Origin of the sequence: Veronia nyctiphanis, from assembly GCF_004116385.1 — a bacterium.
GTDB classification, from domain to species: domain Bacteria; phylum Pseudomonadota; class Gammaproteobacteria; order Enterobacterales; family Vibrionaceae; genus Veronia; species Veronia nyctiphanis.
This window is the reverse complement of record NZ_PEIB01000011.1, coordinates 1-23,949: the sequence shown is the minus strand read 5'-3', so window position 1 is coordinate 23,949 and position 23,949 is coordinate 1. Positions and strand designations below refer to the sequence as shown.

General features: G+C 45.0%; 26 protein-coding genes and 4 pseudogenes. 3 read left to right on the top strand and 27 right to left on the bottom strand.

Annotated features, from left to right (window positions below; genetic code table 11):
* Both CS022_RS10545 and CS022_RS10540 read right to left on the bottom strand, forming a co-directional pair.
* On the bottom strand, positions 1-879 hold the full coding sequence (locus CS022_RS10545) for an AraC family transcriptional regulator (protein ID WP_129122247.1): 879 nt from the start codon (positions 877-879) through the stop codon (positions 1-3).
* Positions 880-1,321: 442 nt separating this feature from the next.
* Complete coding sequence (locus CS022_RS10540) at positions 1,322-1,687, bottom strand: MmcQ/YjbR family DNA-binding protein (RefSeq protein WP_129122246.1); 366 nt, start codon at positions 1,685-1,687, stop codon at positions 1,322-1,324.
* Positions 1,688-2,045: 358 nt separating this feature from the next.
* On the opposite strand from CS022_RS10540, the gene CS022_RS10535 reads away from it, so the two are divergent.
* Together CS022_RS10535 and CS022_RS10530 are read left to right on the top strand one after the other, a co-directional pair.
* The gene (locus CS022_RS10535; protein ID WP_129122245.1) at positions 2,046-2,243 is read left to right on the top strand and encodes a solute carrier family 23 protein; all 198 of its coding nucleotides are present in this window, start codon (positions 2,046-2,048) and stop codon (positions 2,241-2,243) included.
* Positions 2,244-2,258: 15 nt separating this feature from the next.
* Complete coding sequence (locus CS022_RS10530) at positions 2,259-3,302, top strand: uracil-xanthine permease family protein (protein ID WP_129122244.1); 1,044 nt, start codon at positions 2,259-2,261, stop codon at positions 3,300-3,302.
* A 136-nt stretch (positions 3,303-3,438) separates the two neighbouring features.
* Here CS022_RS10530 and CS022_RS10525 read toward each other — a convergent pair whose 3' ends face one another.
* The 7 genes and pseudogenes from CS022_RS10525 to CS022_RS27300 all read right to left on the bottom strand — a co-directional run bounded on the left by CS022_RS10525 (position 3,439) and on the right by CS022_RS27300 (position 10,297).
* Entirely contained in the window at positions 3,439-5,073 is a 1,635-nt protein-coding gene (locus CS022_RS10525) for a BatD family protein (RefSeq protein ID WP_129122243.1), read from the bottom strand.
* 21 nt (positions 5,074-5,094) lie between these two features.
* The gene (locus CS022_RS10520) at positions 5,095-5,967 is read right to left on the bottom strand and encodes a tetratricopeptide repeat protein (protein ID WP_161569605.1); all 873 of its coding nucleotides are present in this window, start codon (positions 5,965-5,967) and stop codon (positions 5,095-5,097) included.
* A gap of 104 nt (positions 5,968-6,071) precedes the next feature.
* Positions 6,072-6,890, bottom strand: coding sequence for a vWA domain-containing protein (locus CS022_RS10515; RefSeq protein WP_129122241.1), 819 nt, complete (start codon positions 6,888-6,890; stop codon positions 6,072-6,074).
* 21 nt (positions 6,891-6,911) lie between these two features.
* A pseudogene (locus tag CS022_RS10510) lies at positions 6,912-7,849 on the bottom strand (VWA domain-containing protein).
* Entirely contained in the window at positions 7,842-8,402 is a 561-nt protein-coding gene (locus CS022_RS10505; RefSeq protein ID WP_129122240.1) for a DUF4381 domain-containing protein, read from the bottom strand. Before CS022_RS10505 ends, CS022_RS10510 begins: the two are co-directional and overlap by 8 nt.
* A gap of 238 nt (positions 8,403-8,640) precedes the next feature.
* Positions 8,641-9,345, bottom strand: a complete 705-nt coding sequence (locus CS022_RS10500) for a DUF58 domain-containing protein (RefSeq protein WP_328590344.1) — start codon at positions 9,343-9,345, stop codon at positions 8,641-8,643.
* Positions 9,342-10,297, bottom strand: a pseudogene (locus CS022_RS27300) (AAA family ATPase). Before CS022_RS27300 ends, CS022_RS10500 begins: the two are co-directional and overlap by 4 nt.
* A 440-nt stretch (positions 10,298-10,737) precedes the next feature.
* Between CS022_RS27300 and CS022_RS10490 the strand changes: the two are divergent.
* Entirely contained in the window at positions 10,738-12,465 is a 1,728-nt protein-coding gene (locus CS022_RS10490) for a formate--tetrahydrofolate ligase (protein ID WP_129122239.1), read from the top strand.
* 640 nt (positions 12,466-13,105) lie between these two features.
* Here the strand turns inward: CS022_RS10490 and CS022_RS10485 are convergent.
* From CS022_RS10485 to CS022_RS10405, 18 genes and pseudogenes are all read right to left on the bottom strand, one after another.
* Positions 13,106-13,435, bottom strand: coding sequence for a hypothetical protein (locus tag CS022_RS10485; protein WP_129122238.1), 330 nt, complete (start codon positions 13,433-13,435; stop codon positions 13,106-13,108).
* 202 nt (positions 13,436-13,637) lie between these two features.
* Positions 13,638-14,015 (bottom strand): P-loop NTPase family protein, encoded by a 378-nt coding sequence (locus CS022_RS10480; RefSeq protein WP_235869406.1) that lies wholly within the window; start codon positions 14,013-14,015, stop codon positions 13,638-13,640.
* A gap of 157 nt (positions 14,016-14,172) precedes the next feature.
* Positions 14,173-14,550, bottom strand: a complete 378-nt coding sequence (locus CS022_RS10475; RefSeq protein WP_129122237.1) for an MmcQ/YjbR family DNA-binding protein — start codon at positions 14,548-14,550, stop codon at positions 14,173-14,175.
* A 184-nt stretch (positions 14,551-14,734) separates the two neighbouring features.
* Positions 14,735-15,058: a hypothetical protein gene (locus tag CS022_RS10470; protein WP_129122236.1), complete on the bottom strand. Its 324-nt coding sequence runs from the start codon at positions 15,056-15,058 to the stop codon at positions 14,735-14,737.
* A 68-nt stretch (positions 15,059-15,126) separates the two neighbouring features.
* Positions 15,127-15,577, bottom strand: a pseudogene (locus CS022_RS28065) (DUF6194 family protein).
* A 78-nt stretch (positions 15,578-15,655) separates the two neighbouring features.
* Entirely contained in the window at positions 15,656-16,285 is a 630-nt protein-coding gene (locus CS022_RS10460) for a LysE family translocator (protein ID WP_129122235.1), read from the bottom strand.
* 182 nt (positions 16,286-16,467) lie between these two features.
* Positions 16,468-16,932: a DUF1203 domain-containing protein gene (locus CS022_RS10455; RefSeq protein WP_129122234.1), complete on the bottom strand. Its 465-nt coding sequence runs from the start codon at positions 16,930-16,932 to the stop codon at positions 16,468-16,470.
* Between the two features lie 241 nt (positions 16,933-17,173).
* On the bottom strand, positions 17,174-17,569 hold the full coding sequence (locus CS022_RS10450; RefSeq protein WP_129122233.1) for a GFA family protein: 396 nt from the start codon (positions 17,567-17,569) through the stop codon (positions 17,174-17,176).
* A 117-nt stretch (positions 17,570-17,686) separates the two neighbouring features.
* A complete protein-coding gene (locus CS022_RS10445; RefSeq protein ID WP_129122232.1) occupies positions 17,687-18,013 on the bottom strand; it encodes a DUF1330 domain-containing protein in 327 nt (108 codons plus the stop codon).
* Between the two features lie 59 nt (positions 18,014-18,072).
* Positions 18,073-18,440, bottom strand: a pseudogene (locus CS022_RS26230) (DUF3703 domain-containing protein).
* Positions 18,441-18,658: 218 nt separating this feature from the next.
* Positions 18,659-19,129, bottom strand: a complete 471-nt coding sequence (locus CS022_RS10435) for a GNAT family N-acetyltransferase (RefSeq protein ID WP_129122231.1) — start codon at positions 19,127-19,129, stop codon at positions 18,659-18,661.
* 58 nt (positions 19,130-19,187) lie between these two features.
* Complete coding sequence (locus CS022_RS10430) at positions 19,188-19,931, bottom strand: metallophosphoesterase family protein (RefSeq protein WP_129122230.1); 744 nt, start codon at positions 19,929-19,931, stop codon at positions 19,188-19,190.
* 147 nt (positions 19,932-20,078) lie between these two features.
* Positions 20,079-20,588 carry an AAA family ATPase gene (locus CS022_RS10425; protein ID WP_129122229.1) on the bottom strand — a complete coding sequence of 170 codons (510 nt, stop codon included), beginning with the start codon at positions 20,586-20,588 and terminating at the stop codon, positions 20,079-20,081.
* The gene (locus tag CS022_RS10420; protein ID WP_129122228.1) at positions 20,585-20,935 is read right to left on the bottom strand and encodes a hypothetical protein; all 351 of its coding nucleotides are present in this window, start codon (positions 20,933-20,935) and stop codon (positions 20,585-20,587) included. The genes CS022_RS10425 and CS022_RS10420 overlap by 4 nt, the downstream gene beginning before the upstream one ends.
* 271 nt (positions 20,936-21,206) lie before the next feature.
* Positions 21,207-21,542, bottom strand: a complete 336-nt coding sequence (locus CS022_RS25290) for an alpha/beta fold hydrolase (RefSeq protein ID WP_201746249.1) — start codon at positions 21,540-21,542, stop codon at positions 21,207-21,209.
* A gap of 26 nt (positions 21,543-21,568) precedes the next feature.
* Positions 21,569-22,027, bottom strand: a complete 459-nt coding sequence (locus CS022_RS25285; RefSeq protein ID WP_201746248.1) for an alpha/beta hydrolase — start codon at positions 22,025-22,027, stop codon at positions 21,569-21,571.
* Between the two features lie 409 nt (positions 22,028-22,436).
* Positions 22,437-22,790 (bottom strand): DUF4156 domain-containing protein, encoded by a 354-nt coding sequence (locus CS022_RS10410; RefSeq protein WP_129122227.1) that lies wholly within the window; start codon positions 22,788-22,790, stop codon positions 22,437-22,439.
* 380 nt (positions 22,791-23,170) lie between these two features.
* A complete protein-coding gene (locus CS022_RS10405) occupies positions 23,171-23,686 on the bottom strand; it encodes a GNAT family N-acetyltransferase (RefSeq protein ID WP_129122226.1) in 516 nt (171 codons plus the stop codon).
* Positions 23,687-23,949: the final 263 nt, after the last annotated feature.

The window sequence follows — 23,949 nt, the reverse complement described above, 5'->3', positions numbered from 1 at the left end:
TTAAACGACGGGTTTGGGTTGATATTGTTTTCTAAACTCGCGAGGTGACATCCCTTTGTATTGCTTGAACTGCCGATTGAAGTTAGAAAGGTTGTTGTAACCAACTGCTTCAGAAATGATGGAAACAGAGTGGTGTGTTGATATGAGCTTATCGCAGGCTACGCCTAATCTGAACTTTCGCAGATAGCAGGAAAATGACTCACTGAAATGGGTACTAAAAAGGCGATGAATACTGCTTTCGCTGCAGTGCATCGCCTTTGCTATATCACTCAATGTGATCGGATGGTGATAGTGTTTAGCAATATAATCACAGACTTTTTCTATTTTTGCCCTGCCCGTTGAATCAGTGCCTTCACTGGTATGTATATGAGTGAGTAATGTGCTGCTTTCATTGTCATTGGTGATTAGGGAAAGAACCCGTATTAGCGTTGCTAATTGTTCGAGGGGAGTGCTGTTTTGCTCATCATTGACCAGAGTGAAAACCTTCTCGGCAACGGTTTCCGAAAATACCACGCACTTCTGTGCGCGTTTAAGTAATGACGTTAACCGTCGAAACTCCTCACAGTTGTACATCATGTCGTTGATCCATTTATGGCTGAACCAAAACATGTGCCTCTCGCTGTCATCGTTTTGAAGTGACGGGTCAATAGAGTGAGGGATGTTTGGACCGATGAGCATAATATGGTTATGGCTTATCGTTTCTTCGACATTTCCTATTCTGGCCGTCGCCAAAAGATCGCGGTGAAGAACCAGTTCATATTCATCGTGGCAGTGCCAGGTACAAAAAGATTGCGGGCCTTTCATGTAGCGATAACGCCACGAAAACCCCCTACGTTTTGGGGTCACTTCGAGAGAAGGTTTATGTATTAGTTTTTCCATATTTCACATTTATTTGATCGTCATCAATATGAGGGCCAGTAAAATATACATAGGCCGTCCAATGTTTGAGATATCGTATCACTATATGCAGAGAAAGTATCAATTTAAAGACGATTTAGGGATATAGTATTACTCATTCGAATAAGGATGCTTCGACAATAAGTGTAGGGAAATCAATGCTTTTTGCTGACTGGTCTGATGACTTAGAAAGTGGAAAGCAAAAAAGCTGACACAGTCAGTGGTGCAATACCATAAATCCAATACCCCTATGTAAAAGCCAAAAATGGCCAAAGAAAAAACGCTGGAAGGGCACTTTCGCTTGCTGCCGAAATGACGATCAGGCATCTGATTGTTACCAGTAAAAAATATATTACTACTCTAGTTTGCCGGAGGTTTCCTCCGGCTTTTCTTTTTCTTCTTCGAATTTATACTATTACCCTGCTTATTTGTCAGATGCGGCTTGCAGTTCACCACGTTTAGCTTTTGTCATATTCTTCACGACTAAATCGTAGGAGTAATTAATCAGATCCTCTACCAAAGCATCTTGTACGTTGCTTCGGAGTTTAATCGTTACCCAATGTCTTTTGTTGAGGTGATATCCCGGCGAAATACCCACAAATTGGCTGGTGAGCACTTCTAAATCTTCTGGTTTACCTTTTACACTCAAGTAGTCTTCGCCTTCACGTGTGCCTAGAATGGCAAACATTTTATTAAGTACTTTAAATACCATGGGTTCGGGACCAAAAGGATAATCGAGCCGTGTGCCTTTCGTCGCATTCAACAATCTTTCAACTTCTGTGTTCGTCAAAGCATCACTCAAGATTTTTTGTTGATAATGTTAATTGGCAGGTGTGGATGAATCAAAGCCCCATTAATTTCCACCCTGCATTGTTAATCTATTACCCATATTTTTCACAACCAATATGCACTCTATTGCATAATTTAAACGTCTAATTATTGTGTGCAATATGTATTTGTATTCAATCGAGTAATGTAGCTCTAATTGAGAAAAAATACTTAGTCATTTGGTTTATCATTATGATTTATATATTTTATTTTAGTTTTCATTATGCGTTACTCTGTTTTTTTATTATACTGTTCCATATTTTTTATTTACTATATTTGGTTCGTTTTGTTCACAATGAGTGCGTAAAGGAGAAATATGGATGTCTGACTCTCAAGGAAGTACCCATATAGATCCCGTCAACGAAATGATGCCTTTGGGCAAGTTAGTTCCGCTTGGCCTGCAACATATTCTCGCTATGTTTGTAGGAAATGTTACCGTTCCGATAATTATTGCTGGCATCATCGGCGCTGATGCAGCAGAAAAAACATTCCTCATTCAGGCGCAAGGCTGCCTGTAGTGCAAGGAACAAGTTTTGCGTTTTTACCCATACTTGATCCCCTTAGCGAAAAACTACGGAATGGATGCTGTCATTGGCGCGTCTATTTTTGGTGGCGTGGTGCAGATAATTTTGGGTTGCTATATTGGCCATCTGAAAAAATGGCTCCCTCCTCTTGTCACAGGGATCGTTGTCGCCGCCATTAGACTCACACAGATAAAAGTCGCTTTTTGGTATGCGGGTGGCGGTAATGGTTTAAGGGTTAATAACCCAGAAGCTTGGGCTACGCCAGATCAGGTTGCTATTGCCATGCTTGTCTTGGTCGTGACACTTGTTGTCAGAGAGCTGTCATCGGGTATTTTACGGCAGGCTTCTGTCTTAGTAGGGATGGCTGTTGGTTATCTTGTTGCCGCAATGATAGGTATGGTAAATGGCCAAATCATTATGGATGCAAACTGGGTATCAGTACCTCAGCCCTTTTTCTACGGTCTAGAGCTACCTGCAATTGCGATTGTTGGTATGGTCGTGATGGCGTTAGTTACCACGGTCGAGACGGTAGGTGATACTAATGGTATCACCAGTGGCGGGGTAGGTAGGGATGCAACACCTAAAGAGCTAAAAGGGTCAATCTTGGGTGATGCGGTGGGTACAATTATTGGTTCCTGTCTCAACGCTCTACCCAATACGTCATACACCCAGAATGTAGGGCTTGTTGCTTTGACTGGTGTCATAAGCCGATGGGTCGTTGTCGTTGGTTCTATATTCCTAATTCTTGGCGGTTTGATTCCTAAACTCGCCGCTATTGTTGCTGCAATGCCGGCTTGCGTGCTTGGTGGCGCAGCTATTTTCATGTTCGGTATGGTCGCAACGGCAGGTTTGAAACTGATGACGCAGGAGGGCTTTTCGTCCAGAGAACTTGCTATTGCAGCCTTGTCATTAAGTTTCGCTATCGGGTTGAACTCAGTACCAGAGTTTCTCAGTAAAGTTTTCAACAAAGATAATGGAATTGATTGCTCAATTGCTTACATCAGGAATCATTCCTGCAGCAATTCTAGCTATTGCACTGAACATCTTCATTAGAAAAAGAGATGAGGTCGAAACTCACTGACCGTTTACGCGAAAAATGCCAGTCAGCCGTCTCTGGCTGGCATTATTTATGTGGGTGAGTCAAAGTTACTTGCCCAAAGATAGAAAGCCGTAAGCGCATCGATATTGCCTAGCCGGGCTCGAGTGGTGCGAGTGACGACGCCATTTTTTTCAAGTTCTTACTGCTTTGTGCTTTCTTGAGAAGCTTGAGCAGCGCCTTGTTAGACCATGATTTTTTCTCTGGGCAAAATGCGGCATCTTGAATCTTGTCTATCTCTGCATCGAGAGATTTCTGAAGCGCAACCGGTAAATGGCTGCGAGCCCACAATGGGTAGAGCGTGCCTATTTTCACCGCGTCTTTCTCTACTGCAGCTTGATACAAAGATGTCAGTCTGTCTTCCTGTTCAGCAGCAATGGGTGAGGGAGAATAGGGTGTGTGAGACTGTTTCCGGCTGCGTAGCCAAAGAATGGTCGAGAGTACCCAAAGTATGGCAAATATCACTGTCAGGAACTGCCATAGTGAAAGGCCGATATTTTTTGGTATGGTGGGAAGAACATCAGATAAACCGGCAAACAGGGTATTCGCTTGGTCATTGTTGCTCTCTCCAGAGGTATCCTCAGGTAGTGCCCCAGACGCCCCGTTAACCACGATTTTTTTCGCCGGAATTTTGGTGGTTTTTACGGTGTCTTGATTAGTGTTCCACCAACGAAGTGACAAGCCGGGCAGGGTAATGGTTCCCCCTGCTCTGGGTATAAGTACTTGTTTAAAGCTCATCACGGTATAGCCATTGTGTAATTTATACGTCGGCTTCTCGTCATAGACCCTGACCGATGATGGGTAATCAAACTCAAACTCAGGTAATTGACTTTGTGCTAACCCTTTGGCTTTCAGCTCAATGACTCTTGTGATGGCATCACCTACTTTGACTTTATCGTTGCCGTCGGATTGCCATGACTGGCTCAATGACAATGAGCTTGCGGGTAGCCAGACTCCCTTACGAGCAGGCGGTTTAATCGATAATAAAATGTCATTGCCTTTACGACGAAGCGGCACATTCGTCACCCCGCCATTTTTCACCACGAAGCCTTTAAATGACGCGCCTGTCAGCCTCACATTTCCCGTATCTTTTGGTGTGATGAGATAAGTGCGTGTGACGGTGATTTGCGGAATGCCGTTTACCAGCTCCTCAGACTTCACGTCACCATTTTGTTGGGTGACGTCTACCTTATTTCCCGATGGAGGCAGAATTTCGGTTTGCGTCAGATTGGTGCGAATAAACACCTTAATTTTGTAGGTGAGAACCTCGCCAATATAGGCACGCTTGCGGCTGATAGAAGTCTGAACGGTGGCCGGAGACTGTTTTTTCTTCAGGGCCGGACTGTTTCTCGGTAGCACCTCAATGGTAATGCTTTCTGTTCTTTGCGATCCGATTTTAAGAGCAGGTATTCTCAGTTTTCCCGTTCTTTTCGGCCCGATCGTGACGCGCCATACCGTTTCGAGAGTCTCCTTGCCTGCTACTGTTCTCGATGTGACATTTGAGTTCACTTTTCCAACGTAAAAATCCTTTTTTAAAGGCGATAAGTTGAGGATATGGCGTTTATACGTCCCCTCTGCCTGAACGGTCAGTCGTATGGTCTGGTCTTCAGAAACGACGTTGTCGGTGACAATGGCGTCAGCAGCGAATACTTTGCCCACCGATATCAGGCAAAGCAGTAATACAGAAATAACAGAATGCATGCTGCGTCTCATGCGCCATTTATTCATTGGTTCACCATGTATTTTCAGTCACCTCTGGCAGGTCGCGTTTTTGGGATTGCAAAAGCATCTGGCTCTTAAAAGTCGCGAGGGGTCGTCAGGTATTTGTTCCAGCTTCTTGATCACTATGTCGTTGTTGGCCTTTGCGTATGCCTGACCGGTTTTACCCTTCTCTGATGCAGTGATGCGTTTACTTGCGCTGCCCTGAGTTGTTTTTGCTTGCTGATCTTTTTGCAAGATATTGTTTTCACCACGTTGGTTCTGTTGTCGATTGTCTGCTGTTTCGTCGGGAGCAGATTGAGACTTTGTTGAACTCGATGCGCGTTCTTCACCATTCCCTTTTTTGCCACCACCTGAGCGATTTTCTCTGTCAGCGCTTTGCGATGCTTTGGTTTGCTTGCTGTTTTGCTCAGTTTGTTTGTCGCGATCGTTGCCTGAATGGGCTGCCACCTTTTCATCACTTCGGCCCAGCGCATCCAGTAACATATTGAGATTGTATATAGCAGAAGGATGAGACGGCTCTTTTTCTAACACTGCCTGATAAGATGAAATCGCTTTTTCAAATTCACCCGCTCTTACGTACGCGTTACCCAAGTTGTATTGCGAGATAACATTGCTGCGGCCTTCGAGTGTTTTTATGGCCGCATCAAATAACCCGAGTTTGTAGAGTGCGATGCCGCGCCAGTCAGGGTCTGAAAACAAAAGTGCTGCCTCGTCATATTGCCCGTTTACATAGAGCTGATAAGCACGCTGATCATCGTTGGTAAAATGCGCCGAGATAGAAGTCGGCACGAGCGAAGTTGATGCTGCAGATACGTTCTCAGGTAACACAGTGAGCACAAAGAAAGGAAATGCAAACAGGGTGAGGCCTTTTCGATAACCCAACGTTGCTACAACAAGCAAGGGGAGCAGTAACCAAAACCCGGCATTGATTTGTTGGTCTAGGGTCTTCTGTCGCTGGCTTTTATAGGCCGCAATAGGCGTTTTGGTGAGATTAATCAGAGCTCTTACGTCACTGTCATCAGGTCTGAGTGTTTCAACAATGCCTCTGTCTTCGCAGCCAGCGTTTTGAGGTTTTTCAGGCTCAGTCGTGAAATGACGGTTTTGTCGTCCTGCAAAAATATTGAGCCGTCAGAGTGTCGCACGGGTCCACCTTCTGTGGTGCCGATTGCCAGCGATGAGACTCTGAACGGGTTATCGGAAAGTAAAGACAGCGACTCAGCGAGTTCTTTGTCGTTTATACCGTCTGTGATCAAAATGATATCAGCCTGTCGATAGCCAGCTTGTTTAATCAGCGATATGGCTTCTTCTATGCCTTTAGCCGCGTTGCTACCAGCAAACGGCATTATCCCCGGTGATAATGCCGGGATCAGGGAAGTCAGCGTACTGCTGTCATCTGTCAATGGGCTGATGAGATAGCCATCACGCGAGTAGGCGACCAAGCCTGTGCTGCCGTCTGTCCACCCCGGCAACAGATCGAGTGCTTTGAAGTGTGCTTGACTCAGTCTGTTTGGCTTGATGTCTGTGGTGTACATTGAGTGTGACATATCCATGACTAACACACGTGCACCTGCGAGCTGGAACCCCGGAATGCTGTTTTTTTCCCAGCTCGGCCCTGCCAGTGCAATCACTGACAAAACCCAGCAAACTGCCAGTACCCAGCGCGGCCATGAGGGCCGTGAGGCTGCACCTGTTTGCATTTGACGGAGTAAGTGGGGAGCAATAAGTGACGTGACCACGGATTTGGGTTTTCTATTCCGAAGCAGATAAGCCATGGGTATCAATGCGAGAAACCATGCCGGATAAAGAAACTGAAAATCACCCATGGCTTTCCCTCGCAAATATCATCAAGCCACTGATAAGGCCAGAGCAACAGCAAGTGGAAAGCGAAATAGCTCGTCTCTGGGGCGCCATGTCTGCGTCGCATCGGAAACAGGCTCAAGTTTTTCTATTAATTGATAGATGGTGTCCAGCTCTTCGGGATCACGCGCTCTGAAATACTGGCCGCCAGTATCCTTCGCGACAGCGGTCAGCGTTTTCTCATCGATTTCAAGCGCGGGATTTCCAGCACGTTGACGGAACACGGTGTCTTTAGGGCCTTCATCAGAACCAACACCGATAGTATAGATAGTGACGTCGTTTTGCTTCGCGTGCTTCGCGGCTTCCATAGGTGTGAGTACACCAGAGGTGTTGGCGCCATCGCTGAGTAAAATGATCACCCGTTGTTTGGCTTCAGTATCGATAAACGTTTTTGTGGCGATGCCAAGTGCTTCGCCGATCGCGGTTCTGTCGCCAATCAGACCGAGTACTGCCCGGTCGAGTTGTTGTTCCACCGTCTTTAAGTCAAATGTCAGCGGCGTTTGCAGATAGGCATGGTTTGCAAATATGACTAGTCCAAGCCGATCCCCTTGTCTGCGGCTGATAAAGTTCTTAAGCACTGTTTTGACGGCGTTCAGCCTGTTCACCGTATTGTCGTCGGCATCCTTCATGTCTTCGGTCTCCATTGACCGGCTAAGGTCAACGGCAATCAGAATGTCTCTGTGTTCGACATCCAACCTGACTGGTTCACCTACCAAACAGGGCGAGTTATTGCAAGAATGAGGAATAACCATATTGCACCCATCACCACATAAATCAGGCGGCTGGCGGTATAGGCGGTCCCCACGCTGGCTGGAAATCTGGGAATGCGAATACGGGGCGGAGGCGGCACTTCTGGCCAAAGCTGATATAACAGCCATGGAAGCGGCAAAAGAACAAACAAAACGGGCCAGACGAATTCAAGCATTACCCGTCTCCGGCTTATTCTGTGTGGGTTTATCACCTTTTATTAACGCGTTCACTGAGTGTTTACTGGGCGGCAGGGCATGCTCCAACCACAGCAATGCCTGTGATTGGCAGACTGTGAAAACTTTTTCGTCAACGCCCGTACCACTGTAGTTAGCGGTCATCCAGTAGTCGGCGAGGTTGATAAAGTTCCTGTGCTCTGTCGGTAGCCCCAGATCGAGAAATCGTAGCCATTGCTCTTCGACTAACCCGGCGACTTTTTCTCTGGGGTAGTAGGTCATGGCTGCCTGGCGGAGCAACTCAGTGATCTCGCCTACACCGTCTTTTGCTGTCATGCGTTTTAGCTTCTTGATTGCTTCCTTTCTTGCGCTGGGTGATTTTCTGGCAGGTGCGAGTGATAGTTTGAAGGAGACTTTCCTGACGAAGACTAACCACAGCACTAACAAAGCGATCACTGAGAAAATGATCAACCACCACCCCATCGCCAGAGGCCAGAAACCTGGTGGGTCTTGTAGCTGAATGCCCGCAAGCGGTAGTTGAGTGATCTTATCCATCACTTTCTCCCAACAGAAATGGGTTCAAGCTGATCGAGGTGACTTTGCAGCGTCTTACTGGCTGAGATTTCGTAAAGGGGAATGGAAAGAGAGCGCGTAAACTCTGTTAGATAATTCACGTGATCCGCATGCTGTTTATGGAGAGCATGGCGTGGCTCCGGTTTTGAGAAGTCCACCTGAACTGTCGCTTTGTCATCGGTAATGTTTTCTTTTCCGCGAAATGAGGTGTAGCCCTTTTCTAGGGGGTCAGAAACATGAACAAAAAAGACTGATTATGTTTTCTCAAGTCATCGAGCAAGCTATGGCTCGACTGCTTTAAAGCATAAAAGTCACTTATGATGACAATGTCGCTACCTTTGGGACACAGATAGCAAAGCTGTTTGATAGCTGCTGACATGATGAGCTTGCCCGGCTTTTGATGAAGGCTCTCATAGTGAGACTCAATCATGGTGTGAATGGCTCGAAGCGGACCTTCCTGCCGTGCCGTTGGCCTGCAGTCGCGCAAACGGTGACCGTTATAAACGACCATACCTATGCGATCTTTCTCTCTCGCCGCTATCCATGAGACAAGGCTGGCAAAGTGGGCTGCCTGCACCGATTTCAGTAATAAGGTTGACCCGAAATGCATGCTGCCGCTGTTATCAAGCAACAGCATCACCGGACGCTCTCGCTCTTCTGAAAACAGCTTGGTGTGAGGTTTGCCTGTTCTGGCCGTGACCCGCCAGTCGATAGCGCGAATGTCATCACCGGGCTGGTAGAGGCGTACTTCATTGAAATCCATTCCTCTGCCTATGTGTGCGCTTTTGTGTTGCCCTGCGAGTGCTGACCACAGGCTTTTGGTGGGGGTTGACCAAAACACAGCCTGATTCTTGTAGGCTAGCAATTCCTCCATCGAGAGGTTTACACCGTCGGCGTGCAAAGGGAGAGAAAGAGACGCTGTCATGCCGCAGCAACCCGCTGTAGTAGTTCATCAACGACATGGTCGGGCGAAATGCCGCTGGCGGTTGCTTCATAGGTCAAAATCAGACGATGACGCAACACGGATCGCGCCATTTTCTGTACGTCTTTCGGAGTCACAAACTCTCGACCTGCCAACCAAGCGTGTGCACGAGCACAGCGATCAAGTGCCAATGTGGCTCGCGGGCTAACACCTAATTGCAGCCACTTACCAAGCTTATCGCCATATACGCCCGGTTTTCGTGTCGCCATGGTTAGGCGAATAATGTACTGCTCAATTTTGTCGGCCATGTGGATATCAAGGACTTCATTTCGAGCGTCGAAAGTCTCTTGTTGAGTCACCTTCACAGGATCACTGACCGCCGTACCACGTGCTTCACCGCGATTAATTTTCAAAATGTTCAGCTCGCTGTCGGCCTCGGGGTAATCCACGTTGAGCTTGAGCAGAAAACGGTCGAGTTGGGCTTCCGGTAGCGGATAAGTGCCTTCTTGCTCTAGCGGGTTTTGCGTTGCCATCACCAAAAACAGAGTGGGAAGCTGGTATGTTTTTCTGCCCGCGGTGACCTGCTTTTCCGCCATTGCTTCAAGCATGGCAGCCTGCACCTTCGCTGGGGCACGGTTGATTTCATCAGCCAGTATGAGTGAATTGAAAATTGGACCGGGCTGGAAAACAAATTCACCCGTTTCTGGGCGATAAATATCAGTGCCCGTCAGGTCTGCGGGCAAGAGATCAGGTGTAAATTGAATGCGGTGAAAACTGCCTTCTATACAGCAGAAAGCGCTTTAACGGCGCGCGTTTTTGCCAGTCCCGGTGGGCCTTCCACCAGAATGTGTCCGTCTGCAAGCAAAGCGACAAGCAACTCTTTCACCAGTTCGGGTTGTCCGACAATTTGACTGTTCATGTATTCGCTGAGACGCTGGAAAAGAGACACCAACATAGTCGCCAGAATCCTTAAATTATTGGGTTAATGTGAATTACTGGTGGCTTAAACAAATATTCCGAACAGAATCCTGAAAAAACCCTGAGTCGCCAGTTAACAGACTGATACTTGATATAGATTTTAGGTCGAAAAACAAGGCTGTGTTGGTTCGATCTCTGTGATTTCGAGTATTGGTTACGGCTGATGCTTTGCTGGGCGGGTGTTAGCCTTTTGAGAATGCGCATTCTGAGTGAGACGAGGGTTGTTCTCGTCAACTAAAGGCAGGTTGCTCATAATTAGATGCTTTTGAGCGGTACGCTATGCTTGAAGGGAAAACGTCAATGCACTGACTCCTCTTCTTTACGTCTTCAAGGCGACAAAAGTCGTGTTAAATCAGCGAAAGAACGGATGCCAAGAAAACAGTCAGTTTTGGCATGTCCAACAGTTTGGAGCTAACTATGCCGAAAAAGGGTGAACAACCGCCGCAGTCTGAAATGGAGCCATCGCCAGAAATACTCTCAGATATTGAGATAGCCACCTCTGTTAGACCTGAATCTATCCTTGATGTTGCGGAGAAACGTTTGGGTCTAACGCCGGATGTTCTTATTCCCTACGGGCATCATATTGCAAAGCTAAATATCAGAGCATTCGACAACCCAGTAACAGAGCTCAAAGGGAAGTTGGTACTCGTCACAGCGATGACGCCCACGCCAGCCGGAGAGGGGAAAACAACCACCTGCATCGGCCTTTCAGATGGACTTAATCGGCTGGGTATCAATGCCAGTGCGTGTATCCGCGAACCTTCATTGGGTCCTTGTTTTGGCATGAAAGGAGGGGCTGCTGGTGGGGGACGTTCACAGGCGATCCCGATGGCGGATTTGAACTTACATTTCACCGGTGACTTCCATGCTGTGACTGCGGCCCACAACTTGCTGGCTTCGCTGGTGGATAACCATCTCCATTGGGGAAATAAAGTAGGGCTTGACCCGAGACGTATCAGTTGGCGGAGAGTAGTCGACCTCAACGACAGAGCACTGAGAAACCTTATTATAGGCTTGGGTGGCGCTGCTCATGGCATTCCGAGGGAATCAGGCTTTGACATTACTATGGCCTCTGAGGTGATGGCAGTGCTGTGTTTGGTCACATCTATCGATGAGCTTCAACAACGGTTGGGTGACATTATTATTGGTGTGAACTACGACGGTTTGCCAGTAACAGTTCGCGATCTTGGTGCTGATGGTGCGATGACCGTGGTGCTTAAAGACGCAGTTATGCCCAATCTGATTCAGAGCCTTGAACATAATCCTGTCTGGGTGCATGGCGGACCATTCGGGCACATTGCGCATGGTTGTAATTCAGTTATCGCGACTCAACTTGCGCTTACATTTAGCGATGTTGTGGTCACTGAGGCAGGATTCGGCGCAGACTTGGGCGCTGAGAAGTTCATTGACATCAAGTGTCGTCAATCTGGGCTTCGCCCGCATGCGATAGTGTTGGTTTGTACGTTGAGAGCGTTAAAAATGCAGGGTGGGGTGGTGAAAGAGTCAGTGGCTCTGCCTGACAGCAAGCACCTGAAAAAGGGATTGGCAAACCTTGCCAAACATATCACTAATATTCAGCAATTTGGCATTACCCCCATCGTTGCGATCAATAGGCACCCAGGTGATTTGGAAACCGAACTTGAGACCGTCAAAACCTTTGTCAGCAAACATAATACGCATGCGGTTATTGCCGACAATTGGCGAGATGGTGGAGAGGGAGCCGAAGCGCTTGCGTTGTCGGTCAAAACGGCAGTAGATGGCAAAGCGCCTGACGTGGAAATGCTGTATCACGATGACATTGCTGTCGAGAACAAAATTCACACTTTAGCGACGAAACTCTACGGTGCTAAGGCGGTTGAATTCAGCATTCAGGCCAAGAAGCAGCTGGCTGAAATTCAGAGAGCGGGCTTTACGACATTGCCGGTGTGTATTGCCAAAACGCCCTATAGTTTCTCCGTCGACCCTAAACAATTAGGTGCGCCAATAGGGCACGTACTGACTGTCAGAGAACTCCGCTTGCTCGCTGGCGCAGGCTTTATTGTGGTGATTTGTGGCGACGTCATGACGATGCCAGGTTTACCCCGACGGCCCGCTGCGATGAATTTTAGTATCGACAACAATGGTAATATCAAAGGCTTGTTTTGATTGAGCACGTCGACAGAGTGTTACGACTCGTCACTGCCTTTATTGGCTTTTATCGGTTCAAGAATTAGTCTATTCTGCGAGCCGCAAATGATGCGATTGATTGCTCTGTATACGGCATAGCCCGCTGCCAGTGAAGTGAAAGCCAAACTCGTATTGCTATCTTGGTCAGTCATAAAAAAATACAACATGACAGTGCACGCGAGAACACCCGATACAATGGCCAGATTTGAGCGAACTCGTACGGCCACCTTTTCTCTGAAGAAAGTTTTGCAATTTGGGCAACCCAGCTTGCGCTCTGGATTGCTCCAGTCTTCACAATAGAGTGATTGTGAGTCGAATTTGTGGCCGCACTCGGTGCAGTCATACTTGAACATCAAAACTAAAACCTTCGAGGAATGAACAGCATTATACTTATTCCGATTTCACTCAACGTGTACTTGATGTGCAATGGATAAAATGCCAGGTAGACATGGCGAGCGAGCTTATCAAATCAGCCAAACAAAACGTAATTTGCCTCAGTGAGCTTGGTTCAATCGTCAGATGACGTTAAGAGATGAGTGATGATTTTTGCGAGGCGACCCCCAATCTAAAAGGATTATCCTAAATGGAAGGTCGCCTGAACTATTTGCCCAAAATACTCCTACTTCAAGCGAGCATTCCATTTGCCATCATGCTGGTTAAGGCAGTTTTCCTCGGTATCAAAACGAACATGGCGGTTAATGTCTTTGACTTGAATGTCGATAGTGCCCAAAGAACGCTGAATGAGTGAACGAATGGCATCGCAATCCGCGTTAGCGCAGTTTTCATTTGTATCGAATACACAAATGATCGACAAAGAGCGAGGAAAGTCGTCGTAGTTAACGAGATGAGTTATCCACTCAAAGCCCTGATGCATCGCTTGAGCAGTATCACACACATCCGTTAACACTGTTCGCAGTGCATTTTCTCTTTTCTTATCGGTTTTTCTCATGTTGCTTATTGTCCGGTATAGCGTCAATCTTCATCGTTTTTTTTATGAATAGACGGCACGAGTATCTTGGTGGGTATGGTATCTAGCTCGACAAGCAATGTCGAAGAGCTTGTTCTCCGGTTTTTGTAATAATGACCGACTTATCGCTTTTCACTGCATTGAGCTTTTCGAGCAGTTCTGGTTTGAATTTATTTGGATAGTCTCAGAGGAACTTAATGAACTCAAAATCCAGCTTTTCATCACAGCCTTCGGCCATATCTTTTCGTTCCCGGCTTAATAGCGATCGTTTAACGGCGCGATAAATACAGGTGTAACGATTTACATCGAGGAAAATCACGGTATCACACGCTGCTAACCTAATATCTGGTGTGCTGTGGTAATTACCGTCGATGATCCAACATTCTTCGTTACAAAGGCTTTTTTGCAGTGCAATCCAGTCGTCTTTTTTCGGTTTCACCCAATTAGGCTTCCAATAGAGCCTATCGAGATGATGAACTGGCAAGTTCAGCGCTTTGCCCAGCTCAACCGAGAATGTGGATTTCCCTGAGCCGCCAGAGCCAATAATTGCTATCCGTTTCATGTAATTTTCGTCGTCCTGTATATCGTCAGAAAATATTGTTGCGGGGTGGCCACAGCGATGAAGAGGTAACATTACGTCAATCTTCGGGTCTATTAGGTTTATTTTGCTCGTCTTTGGAAATAGGTTTGTGGTGAAACAGTGACTTTTTCGTTGATTTTTAGCGCTTGGTTGTACTCTGGTTTAGCCCCAGTTCTTTTTGTAATTTCTTGGTCAAGCCAAGTGAAACCAAGCGGTGTGATTCCGTGATGTAATATTCTAATTCCTCGTTTTCGTCGTTAATGGTTTTGTACTGCTGTATCCATTTCATACCGCGCGAGGCCATGTAAGGTGCGGGTCTAAAACCCTCTTCCTCTTGCAGTATGTGGTAGTTCAAATCGGATGTCTTGAAAGTAAAAGCGGGTTCTTCTAACTTCTCCCAACCTCCGATAGCAAAGACTTTTCCTCCTACCTTCCATACGAATGCATTTCCCCATTGCACAACGCAGGTTGTAGCAGGCAGAGACTGGCAAAAATGGTTGAACTCATCATAGGTCATGGTATTTCCATTAATAGTTTCTTTCGCATGTGAAGAGAAAACAAGGCTATATTGTGCCGCTGCTCTGTCTAAGCCTATAAATATCATAAAGGGAAGAACTGTTGCGCCATAGGCTGGTCAGTAGCTTTTCGGTGTATATCAACCTGATGAATGTGGTGTCGCGCTGTAAGTTACGAATGTATAGTCAGAGGCCAAATTCGTCATTGTGAATTTTGAATACATTGACCATAGGTTCTTCCCAGCCAAGACATACCTTCAGTTTTTCTATAAGTGGCTTGACCTGGCTTCCTGCTACGTTGATTTCAATTTTGAGGAGCGAGTAGCGTTCAACACCTCCTTTTGAACCAAACACTGGGTTCGAGCCTTCGAGTGCTCGATGAGAACCTGTCACTGAACCAATAGCCCAGCAATGATCATAGTTGCCGACCCGGTCTACGCCGGATTCATGCAAGGTGCTAAGGACTAACTCTTGCTGCTCGGGTTTGCAGAATATCTCCAACTTGTACACGAATTTTTTCCCCTGAGTGTTTTTAAACGAAAGTATTGTCTCTGCTGAGCTGATGTGTCTAACTTTGCTCAGCGGGCAAGTTTCTTGTCGAATTTAGTAACAGCATTTGAGTGTGCTTCCGTAAGAAGTGGTAACAGGCGTTCAAATGAAGAGTTGCTTGGGTTTAATATTTGTACCCAAGACATCCATCCATAAATCGGGTGGGCATGAGCTCATCGAGTGCGGTGAAATCATGATGAGTGTCAATAATGCCGCCTTTGGGTGGCCTTTTAGGGCGGCAACCGAAATGAGCTTCGTAAGTCTCTTTCGAAATACCAATACTCAGCCTGAAAACGCCATCACGATCAAGATATAACGACTTGTCGTTGTCTCCGTTCTTCTCTTTCAGCGTGCAAAAATATACCCGTTGGGGAGTTGTTTGCCGGGATTATAGAATAACGAAGTTTCTCCCCAACTCGCCTTGGGGACAACGCCGTAAAATTTACTCTCGATTTCATTAATGATGTCGTCAATTTTCATCTTATTTCCATTGAGTGTCTGGCAATCAGCTGATGAATAAATGATGTATTGTGGCGCTTTGGTAAACTGAATGCAGAGTTAGCCTCTGCTGGCGGTTGAGAGCACGGCGCCTGCGCTGACAAACACAGTGCCCGTCAGTTTGTTGAACACCCTCGCCCGCCCTTTTGCCATTAACCATTTTGATGATTTGGAGCCAAGGAAGGAGTAGGTTAACAACCAGCTTAATTCCAGCGTAATGAACGTCGTGGCAAAAACGACGTATTGCGGTAAAAGTGGAGACGCTGAATCGATAAACTGAGGGAATAGGGCGGTAAAAAACAAGATAGCTTTGGGGTTACTTGCACCGACGATAAAGCCAGAAACAAATGATTGCGTTGTTCGTTGTCGATGAGGGCCAGAAGCAGGGTCGACGTCATAACTGTCTTGTTTGGACAAGAAAGCTTTCACACCAAGGTATATAAGATAACCTGCGCCCACCCATTTAATGATATTAAATACCCACTCTGAAGACGCAATGATAACTCCCAAGCCTGTGAACGACAGTGAGAGTATGGCCGTTATTGCCGTTAGACTCCCCAACGCGGTAAAGATGCCTGACTTTAAACCCGAGGTCACAGATACCGTCATACACAGTAACGAACTTGGGCCCGGAGAAGCCGTCAACACGAGCACTGCCAGTGCGTAATAAATCCAAATATCAACGTCCACGATTACTCCCGTTCACAAAGCAGATACCCTGCTATTCGTCTCGATGACTATTGAAGAAACAACAACGTGATGATGAATTCAACTGCCTGATCAGAAACTCAGACACAGAACACATGGGAAGAAAACGAGCGATGTTCTGGTCTGGCTCTGACAACAGAATTATCAGGTGTTTTTTATAGTCGTCAGGCGCGAACAACCTTACAACTGAAGCAGCCCTGCTTGGCATTGTGGATGTGTATATATTCAATCGCTGCATTATCAAATAAGCAGTCGATGACAGACTGAACATCGGCACCTTCGGTGACATCTGCATCAAGCATCTCACCATTAGCAGCGTAACCGCGCAACGACAGTAATCGATGGCGTAGCACTGGTGGAACTTCATTGACAGAAAGCGTTACTGTTTTTGCCTGCTCTCTGACGAATATTGGACCCGTTGCTTTGTAAGGTGATTCTGTTTCGTGATGACAGAACGTTAAAAGAAGAACACGCTCTCCGACTTTTGCCTCTTCTAGTGTCACGCGGCATGGAAAAGCGGGGCGTGAATCGACCTCAACCCATCTCGCGCCAGCCGCCATCAAAGTGGCTTGGTGTTCTTCAGCAAAAAGGTTGCCATCAAGCGGCAAAATTAAAAAATCATTTTTCATAACGTATCCTCCAAGTTGAAAAGGGAATTTTTCCAATTTACTCAAAGGCTAACAACCGAAAAATGAACGACTAATTGGTAAGAGGGAATATTTAACTCGTTCAGAATGAGAAAGGCGGGAACAGCCTAAAGCCACTGTTCTTTCATTCTTATTATGATAGTGGTAGAGACTTTCACGGGTAAATCGACCTACCTCTTTTATTAATATTCCAAACAAGTTCAGGAAAATGACTACCAACCCGTCAGCCTTTGCTGGATTCCCACTCGTCATACGCCGGAATGTCTGATGGATAAGTTAACCAAGGCACTTCGTGAGAGGACCATATCCGAAACTGAGGTTTTAAATTCGGATCGTCGTTAAGCGTTGCGACACGAAGCGATAGTTGCCCCTCATTCTCTTTGACTAATTGGGTTCCACATTTTGAGCAAAAGAACCGCTTTTTGCCTGGAGATGATTCAAAGTGTGAAAGCAAAGCATCGCCCTTTAACCAGCGGAAATCACTTTTTAAGACAGCGGCTGTGGAATTAAACGCCGCTGCATGGGCCTTTCTACATGTATGACACGAGCAATGCTGAATGGGTGAATCCAGCTTGTTCACCTCATATTCTATTTCGCCACAGAGGCAACTTCCTCTCATATTGTTTCCTTGTTGTATCCCTTCGTCATGCCACGGGTGACAAAAATAATGCCCCTCAGAGCCATCATTGATTGGCTAAGTTCCGTGTTTGAATAATTATCACATTGAGTAAAAAAGTTATGTAACTGGCTGATCGCGATAGTATTGTAAGGCTCTAGTCGCATCCTTCAGCAATATAAGTTGGCTCTTTGTGCTGTCATGCCGAATTGCAAATAGCGGTTGTGCATCTGGGTCTTTGAGAAACGCTTTCGCCTTTTCTGGGGACGGAAACTCTAAAATGACAAGCCTTTCTGGGCTCCAGTCTCCCTCCATGGTTTCCGGCACGACACCTTGAACAATATACTTGCCGCCGTGCTGGTGAATAAATTGGGGTATTTTTTCGATGTACTCTTTGAAGACATTGAAGTCTGTAATTGAGAAATCCAGTACAAGATAACCTTTCATTACGGTGCCCATGCTCCTATTAAACAAAAATCAACGGCGATTGTTCTCGTATCGTTTGTTCAATTAGCGCTGGCTTTGGCCTTGTCAATTGCCATCTGCAGTTCAGGCTTAACAGGTAGCTTTTTGAAAGGACTAATGTTGGAACCGCCAGTGTTACCTGCTGGCACCAAGTTCATTGCTGTCTTCGTTGCTGCGCCAAGAATACGTAAAATTTGCCCAAAGCACTCTTTCATATCCCTCTGGCGGATAGCCAGAGAAACATTAGTAAATGCACTTTGACATGCCACCACGTCGACTCCTGCCCTAAGACATGTGCATTTTCTAGATGCTGGAAGGACTCAGAAATATGTCCACTTGCTTCCGATGCCTCTGCCTGTGCAATTTCTGCTTGTACATCAGCTGCAATGTTTTTTGAAAATTTGCTCATCATATTTTCTGCGCTCCTCAACCCTGAAAAACTAAAAAACAATAATAAAGATCGAAATTCAAATGACTGTACAGAAATTCGGGCAAAGTACACAAATAAACTTGATGATTGAGCAGAAAAAGGCTGGGTCTCAGAAATAGATGCTCAGAAGTTTGATTGCTGATAAGTGTTGTTAAAGGCATTTTGGTCCTTTGCCAATATGCCCTTTAAACGGGGTGCTATTTGAGGCTTCCGTACATAATGTGCTGAGGGCCGTGTGGGCCACCCAAATACTTTTCGTGAGTATCAATAAAGCCACCTTTTTGGTAGCAGTTGAAAGCCCCGGGATTTTTACAGTTTACGGTTAGATAAATGGCGTGATATTGCGAGTAGTTTTCTTTTAGATAAGGGAAAAGCGCCTTAACAGCTTGCTTACCAATGCCTTTTCCTTGCTGATTTCTATCGACGACGAACGATCTCAAACCGAGGCTACCCTCAGGGCTAAAGGAATATTGAGACGGGTAGAGCGTGTCCAGCTTGAAGAAACCGACGACATTGCCATCAGACGTTATCACATGTAAGTGAACCCCAGCCTCATCATTATTCACAAATTCTTCAGCTGATGCTGCGAACTTTACTTGTTCTGCGCCCAAAGCAATGGCCTTTACCGAATCAATATGGGTGCTGTTTAGCTTTTGTACTTTGATCATGAAAAATCCGTTTAATGTGGTTTTTACAACTCAACGCTGAATATGATTGATAGGGGTATTATAAGGCTCGTCCCGTTGTTAAAAAATGCGCCCAGTCTTCTCGATTTCTATATTTTGCAGCGGCGGCGGCTTCTTGGAATGCATATGGCACTTTGATGTGTTCAACTGCCCACGCACCCTCGAAATCATTAATTACGGCATAACTTGCATGGGGACGAAAGGTTTCCATCGAGTGTGGCACTGGCTCATCATCTGTGTATACAGGCAAACCCACACTTCCGGGGTTGATTATCAACTGTCCGGTACTTAGCGATACTGCTCTTGGCGTATGAGTGTGACCACATATAATAATATTCGAGGATTGGCCTTCGAGCAGTTGAACGATCTCTCTGTCAGTTCGAACCTTGGCATACCCACTGTCAACGTCCTCCAGCAGATAAACCAAGTCATTATTCGGCGTGCCATGACACAGGAAAACGTTGTCAGTAAGTTGATAACTGGCGGGTAAACCTCTCATCCATTGCAGAGGCTCGTTGCCTAACTCTTCAATGATGAATTGCATCGTTGGATTAGCGTCTATTTCTTGTCTGGTTGCTTCATAAATCTGCCGATCTTGATTGCCCCTGATCGTAACTATTTCATGCTGCATGAGAAGCTTATAAGTCGCTAGAGGAGCGATAGGGCCGTAGAGGATATCTCCAAGATTAACGATTACATCAACCTGACGCTTTTTGATATCAGCCAACACCGCTTCAAGCGCATAGACATTAGTATGAATGTCAGAGATTGCCGCTATTTGCACAATAACCTCTTGGTAAATTGATGATTAAAACTAAAACCTAACATGAGTAACTCAGGGCTGGTATTTTACGTGCTGATAGTTGATATACTCACAAGTCTAACCTTGTGAGTCTTTACTGGACCTAATACAACAACGCTGCATGTTTTTTTACTGTAAACACAGCTTTTTCATTAGCTCATTCAGACATTCATTAATACTTCTACTCGCGGTATCAATAGTAATGACGTCAGAGTTCCAAGGTTCATAGACCCGGTTTTGAATTTTATCCCAACTAGGGGGTTGGAGGTTCTCGACAGATGTTTTACGCGTTCTGGCTCTTCTCTCATGCTCTCGAGGGTTAGAACATATGACTTCAATATTGACGAAGTTTGCTCCAGATTTTGTCGCAACCTGTTCCCACTCGCGCCGAACAAACTCTTCGGTATTACAAGAGTCAGAAATCACACTCAGGCCCAGCGAGAGGTTATCATGAATGATTCGATAGCTGAGTTGATAGCCTTCGCACTCTACGTTTAAACCGCATAGATCCCTGAGCCCTTGTTCAACGGTATCAATACGAATGTACTGAACGCAAAGCTGCTTCGACAGCAATTGTGCGAGCGTTGATTTACCGACTGCTGGCAGGCCAGAAAATATATACAGTGTTGGCGTTTTCAAGTTGGCTCTCCCAGTCGTTCAGTATTCTCAGTGTCTAAGCATTCTCGTAGTCTTCTGGCCTTTAGCTCTGTCATCAATAGTGAAGTAAAGCCTAAGACGCAAAGCCCAATCATTACGGCGGCAAAGAAGTTAAATGAAGAAAGGCCACCGTATAAGTTTGTGGTCAATATAAGCGTGTACAGAATACCGAGCGGGAGGTCGTGGGTATCCATAATATATTGATTACTGGCAAGGTCCTGTTTAATTGCAACCGGATTGCTTAGTCCACCAAGATTAACAATGGCTTTCGCGCCTCTAACTTTTACATTGAACCCTTGCTGGATTAGGCGTTCAGCTAGTCTCTCCATCTATATTTCCTTATCACATCTGATGCCTGCTTTTGCAGGATAAAAATTACAGTACTTTCTTGACTAAGGCCTGACTCTTACTTGCTAAGAAACAGCAAGTTAGTAGTGAATTCAAATGTGTGATCAAAAATTTCGGAAACATCACACAAACAATAGGGACTCGGCGGCATTGCTGCTTTTCTGGGCCTACGAAATGGTCTTGTTCGAGCGTAGTAAGGAATCTGCTGACAACCTGAGAAAGCGCGACTGTGCGTCGCGCATTGTTGTTTGTTTAAACATTTATCAAGTTGATAAACTTTTTGATTTCCTCTTCCATCATTTCCTTCCCTGGGCTCTCAATAGGGAAATGACCGCAATTCTCGAGGATGACTTTGCATTTATTTGCACCGATCCGATCGAAAAATAATTCACTGATAAATGTAGGTGTCCATTTGTCATCACCAGGGTGCACTAATAAAACAGGCATGTCGGTAAATTGCTCCGGTTCCTTCTTTGGAATACTTTCCATCATAGACAACAGAAAGCCAATTTCGACGTTATTTCCAGCACATCGTCGGTCTTTTAAAAGCACTTTAAGGATACTTTTATCATTAACAAGGCTATTCATATTTGTGACTAATGAGATAGGTATTTTTATTTTTTAATAATTGAGGGCATAAACTTCAGTATATTTAGCCCATACTTTGCTTGAAATTTATTTCTGGCTGAGTACTCACGAATAATATCTATTCGATTATCTAAAATATTTGTGACTATTAATCCCTTAATTTCTTTAAAATGACAAGCAACATTGTATGCCAGCATACCACCAGCACTAAGGCCAAGTAACACAACCTTCTTGTTATCATTAATTTTTGACCGAACTATCTCACAGCCTATACGAATCCAATCATTATATGACGGGTATCTGTCGTACTCACTAAATCCGTAGCCTGGTAAATCTGGGCATATTACTTCATATCCTGCTCTGAAGAGAGGAGCTGCCATGAAGGAGAGTAACCGGCCATTACCACCGACACCATGAAATACAATGACGCAGATCTCAGACTCTTTAATAGGTAAATACTCATCAACATAAATTTTATAACTCAATATTTCATATTTTTTTCAGATGGCTTCAGTCCATCGGTAAACCTATTTTCTAATGGTAAATGCTGTTGTAATTCTTTCCATGATGGATCCGTAATATACATATCTATATCCTTGAAACCCTATGTGGACAATAACTCCTAAAGTTTCAAATATAAATTCTAGTAAGCCTTTATTATATTACAGTAGTAATATTTGCGAGCTTCTACACGTAGGGAATACATCTATAATTTGATAAAGTATCTTTGGGTCTAGATATGTGATGTTTAGACTCACATAGGGAGAATAGAATATTAAAGGGTTATTAATGAATTATTGATGCTGTTGATAAAATTATTATTTTACGTCGTTATATTTTCTACAGGATGTGCCAAATTCAATAAAAAGGCACATCCAGAATATTTATAGATTCTTATTTTGAGCAGTTATATGCTTTTCCAACAGCGGTTGTATTGGTCGTTCCAAGAGATTCAAACCCACCAGAACTTTGCAAACTTTGCATATAAACAACGTTACCACCCAATTTAAATGCTTCATTTCTCAGCTCGTTCCTAGCGCCCAGCATCAGGTCTTTGTTTGAGGTGAAATCACCCGTAATCCAGTTTCCTTGACTACCGAATATTTCGCCCAAGAATTTACATTTCTCTAAATCTGGTTGCTCATTAACGATTTCAATTGATTGTGCTTGCGGTATTATCGGTTTCGCTGCACAGCCCGCTAAAAATGTTATGGCTAAAACTGATGTCAGTAGCTGATATGTTCTCATTGTATATTCCCTTTTTAAAAAGTAAAAATCACCCAAAAGGCGAGAAATAGTAGGCTACAGTTAGTTATTAAAAGCGAGGCCCACCGTTTTTGTTGTCTATAAAACATCTTATTTTTGTCACCAACTTTCATATTTTATGACTATGCTGGTGCAATTACTCTAATGGAAGGGGTGGGAAAAATAAAACTCTAAGATTAGGAATTACTACTTAAACAAAGCGCATTCTCAAATTTGCAACATGAAAATATCATCGTCTTGGAAGCGACAAATCCATGCTATCTATTGAATATACCGATACTTGGAATAGTGCTGACATTACTTTGCATCTGGTCGTAGACTGGGCAACCAGCCTTAAAAATACGTAACGTCTTGAAGCTCGATTAATCTGCCTTTTTCGCTGGTTTAGGTATTGTGTATATGTCTCTACTTAGGCCATCATTAAATGTTTCTCGTCTAGATTTTTTGCCGCCAAGTTTTTCTACTAGAGCTTTGGCTGCCGTATTTTTGTCATTCATATAGGTTTCGACAATTTCCCATTTGAATTCGTTGAAAGCATGTGACACTGCAGCAATTGACGCCTCAGCCGCTATTCCCTTTTCACGTGCTTCAGGTAATACCCACCAAGTAAGCTCTTTAGGCCAGTCTCTCCCTTGCCAAAAACCACAGGTGCCGATGTAACTATCATCAGACTTTAATTGGATTGCCCAAACACCGAACCCCAGTAAGTGCCAAGACCCTATATCAGCCTTTAATCTGGCCCACACTTGCTCTTTTCCGATTGGGCCTCCATACATCTTTGATGCTCCCTCGTCGGTATAAAATTTTACATATGCATCAAAGCACACCATTTTCGGTGGTACTAATCTGAGCCTTTTCGTTTCTATTGTTGGTATCATACTTTCCTCAAATGCTTAATGTTTTGGTAACTGCCTGACTCGCGACCATCTAAGTGCTTTCCTTTGACACCCATAACTCTTCAACCTTTGATTGAGTCTCTTCATAAGATCGATCGCGCCACAGCGCTGTCGTAGGCTTATTTGACTAAATCGACTTTCAGCTAGCCTGAACTCTGTAAATTAAATTCGCACGAAATCTCCGTGAAATTGTAGTGGTTTAATGAACCCGGACACCATTTAAGGTGGTAAAGTCTCCACCAAAG